This is a genomic window from Sphaerochaeta sp. UBA5836 (assembly GCF_002432845.1).
In the GTDB taxonomy this organism is placed as follows: Bacteria; Spirochaetota; Spirochaetia; order Sphaerochaetales; family Sphaerochaetaceae; genus Sphaerochaeta.
This window is the reverse complement of sequence record NZ_DJGW01000004.1, coordinates 11,608-14,476: the sequence shown is the minus strand read 5'-3', so window position 1 is coordinate 14,476 and position 2,869 is coordinate 11,608. Positions and strand designations below refer to the sequence as shown.

The following is a 2,869-nucleotide window of genomic DNA, read 5'->3' as shown; positions in this document are numbered from 1 at the left end:
ACCCGAATCATGGCAAGAAAGAGCGACAAGCCTACCCCGATTGCAAGTGCAACAAGCATGAGAGGTTTCTTGATATGTCCCTGGGTAATTTCCTGCACCTGGTTTACCAGTACCCATACGGATGGCTCCGAGAGGACGGTGATGGCACCGATGACCACCCCCACCAATAACAGCAGGTACCTATTGTAGGTCCCGATGGCGTATCCAATCTGATACCCCACCGGGATGAAGCCGCCATTGCTTCCCATGAAGAAAAGGGTGAGTCCGATGAAAAGATAGACAAATCCCGTTACCATGCGGACAAGTTGGCCGAGGGGCATCTTCAACAGCAAGAACTGATAGAAAAGGCAGAGCAGGAGAAGCGGAACAAGAGCTTGGGCCGTCATCGCAAGGCTTGGTTGGATGAGTGAGAGAAAGTTTCCCGCTGCAGCAACGCTGACCTCGCCCGAAGAAGCAGCGCCGCCGTCGTTGAACAGGCTGAGAATTCCAAGGGCTAACGTCGGACCGATGAGGGCGAGGGAGACATACCCAAAGTTGTCGGCGTCGTTTTGTTTCTTCTGGACACGGGCGATACCAATACCGATGGCCATGATGAAAGGCACCGATAGTGGCCCGGTGGCTGCTCCACCGGCATCGAGGGCGATACCCATCATTTCAATGGGGCTGAAGATGAAAAGGATGAATAACAGGGCATAGCTGACCAGATAGACCAAACGAAGCGAGAGGTGGAAAACAACCCTGACCATTCCGACCATGAGATAGAACCCAACTCCGATGGCTATCATGGAAACAAGGGATGTCTTGGAAATCGAAGGGTTCACCCCTTTCACCTGTTCGGCCAGCACGGCAATATTGGGTTCTGCGAGAATGATGACAACTCCTACAAGAAAGCCGGTCCCAAGCAGGACCAGCAAGTGCTTGGAGCGTGTTGCCGCCGAACCTATGCGCTCACCGATTGGCAGTAATCCAATGTCGACTCCGAGCAAAAACAACGAGAGTCCTGCGATAAGCAGGAAGCCTCCGATGATGAAGGATGTTAACGAGCCAGCCGGCAATGGCGTAATGAAAAAATGCATGAGTGCAACAAGCGCGAGAATGGGAATGATGGATGATCCAACTTCCTTTAACTTCTTGAGCAACTCCATGCAATCCTCCTGGTCTCGGGACTGGAAAGCCCTTGATGAATTGAGCAAATCTATATGTTATATATGCAAAGAATTAATACTCTGTTACCAGGAAAAGGTCAAGCAGGCAAAATCATAATTCTTTTTTCACCCACTTGACTTATTACCCTTCAATCCGTATGATACTTTTTGTTGTTGCCTTGGGGGTGTAGCTCAGTTGGCTAGAGCGTTTGAATGGCATTCAAAAGGTCAGGGGTTCAATTCCCCTTACCTCCACTACAATTAAGTCGTTGCAAAAGCAACGGCTTTTTTCTTTCTTGCATCGGCAAGCTGTTGCTTCACGAGAGCTCCTATGAAGCTCTTTTCCTCGCCAGAAAAATACTTCGAATATTGACATCGGGATGCTCGTACAAGCTCATGATGAGCAGCTCCTCCAAGGCGCTGAGAACACCTACTGCTACAAGCACGGCCGTAAAGTGGCCTTTACCGGTCAAGAGGATCAGGCAGATGGCCATTACCACCAATATACCGGTAAGCTTGTTGCCATAGGTGTGCAGTGAATACGTAGTACGGTTTTTGATGGTGCATACGACCAGTGTGAGGCTCTTGATGATGAATATTGCATAAATACCGGGCATATACGTCTGGATTATGTCCATCTGATACCGAACTACATAGAACACCAAGGCGCTGAAGAACAACAGGTCTCCCAAAGAGTCAAGGCGTGCCCCCAAGTCGCTCTCGCAGTGCAACCTGCGTGCCAAGAACCCGTCAAGTGCATCAGTGACGCCGCAGGCGACGATGATCCAGAAAACAAACACGGGCTGTTGGGCGACAAAGAACAGGCTGAAGGACAATCCGATACGCGAAAGAGAGATGATATTGGGAATGTTCTTGCCGATGTGCATCATGCGCTCCCCACTTACTTCATCATAGCATAGTATGTCACGCTGTCATCACGTACGGGATTGTTCCAGAAAAAACATCTCTACCGGCTCTTGCCGGCATCCTTGGCGAGCAGGGATAGGATTGCCTGATACGTCTCCATGATGAACTTCTCATCAAGAGGTTTCTCTGCATTGTTTACGGTAACCACCACCGTATAGCGATTCTTTTGGTCATCCTCCAAGTAGGTGGTGAGGTTGAGCACTCCCGGCTCACTGCCTCCCTTGAAAGCAACTCGTTGCCAGTCCTGTTTTGTTGCAAGTCCTGCATTGATGGTCATCAAGTCCAAGGCCTGCAACCGCTCGATTAGATCAGCAAGCTCATGTGCTGTTACAAACCACTCAATATCGATTGCAACCGGATTACCCGAAAAAAGTCCGGGCTCGGGAAGTTCACGCTTCTTCAGCTCCTCAAGGATTGCAAGGCGTTTTGCATAGGAGGCTGTACGATAACCAGCGAGCAGATCCTTGTTGTCAGGATTCTTCAACTTGAACATATCGACAGTACTCAAGACAGGCTTGCAGCCAGGCAGGTATCGCTCTACTGCACTTTTACCGACCAAGTGAAGCAGAGCGTCGGTGGCGGTATTGTCGCTCTGGCTGATCATCAGGGCCGCCAAGGTCTCGACGGTAACCTGTGTTCCTTCCGGCCAATCCTGCAGAATGCCGGTAGGAAGACTCTTCCATACAGGCTGAAGGGCTACACTTTGGCTCCACTGCAACCTTCCTGCCTCGATTGCATCACATACCGCAGCCAGAATGCCAAGCTTGAAGGCAGACCCTACAGCAAGAGGGGCATCG

3 protein-coding genes and 1 tRNA gene are annotated in these 2,869 nt (G+C 50.5%); 1 reads left to right on the top strand and 3 read right to left on the bottom strand.

The window, feature by feature from the left end:
* Positions 1 to 1,145: DUF1538 domain-containing protein (locus B3F49_RS00305; protein ID WP_293908477.1), on the bottom strand; the 1,145-nt coding region annotated here is incomplete at its 3' end.
* 181 nt (positions 1,146 to 1,326) lie between these two features.
* Here B3F49_RS00305 and B3F49_RS00300 point away from each other — a divergent pair.
* A tRNA-Ala gene (locus B3F49_RS00300) sits at positions 1,327 to 1,400 on the top strand.
* A 74-nt stretch (positions 1,401 to 1,474) separates the two neighbouring features.
* Here B3F49_RS00300 and B3F49_RS00295 read toward each other — a convergent pair.
* On the bottom strand, positions 1,475 to 2,035 hold the full coding sequence (locus tag B3F49_RS00295) for a CDP-alcohol phosphatidyltransferase family protein (protein ID WP_293908476.1): 561 nt from the start codon (positions 2,033 to 2,035) through the stop codon (positions 1,475 to 1,477).
* A 77-nt stretch (positions 2,036 to 2,112) separates the two neighbouring features.
* Positions 2,113 to 2,869, bottom strand: a 757-nt coding sequence (locus tag B3F49_RS00290; RefSeq protein ID WP_293908475.1) for a serine hydrolase, incomplete at its 5' end; no start/stop codon positions are given.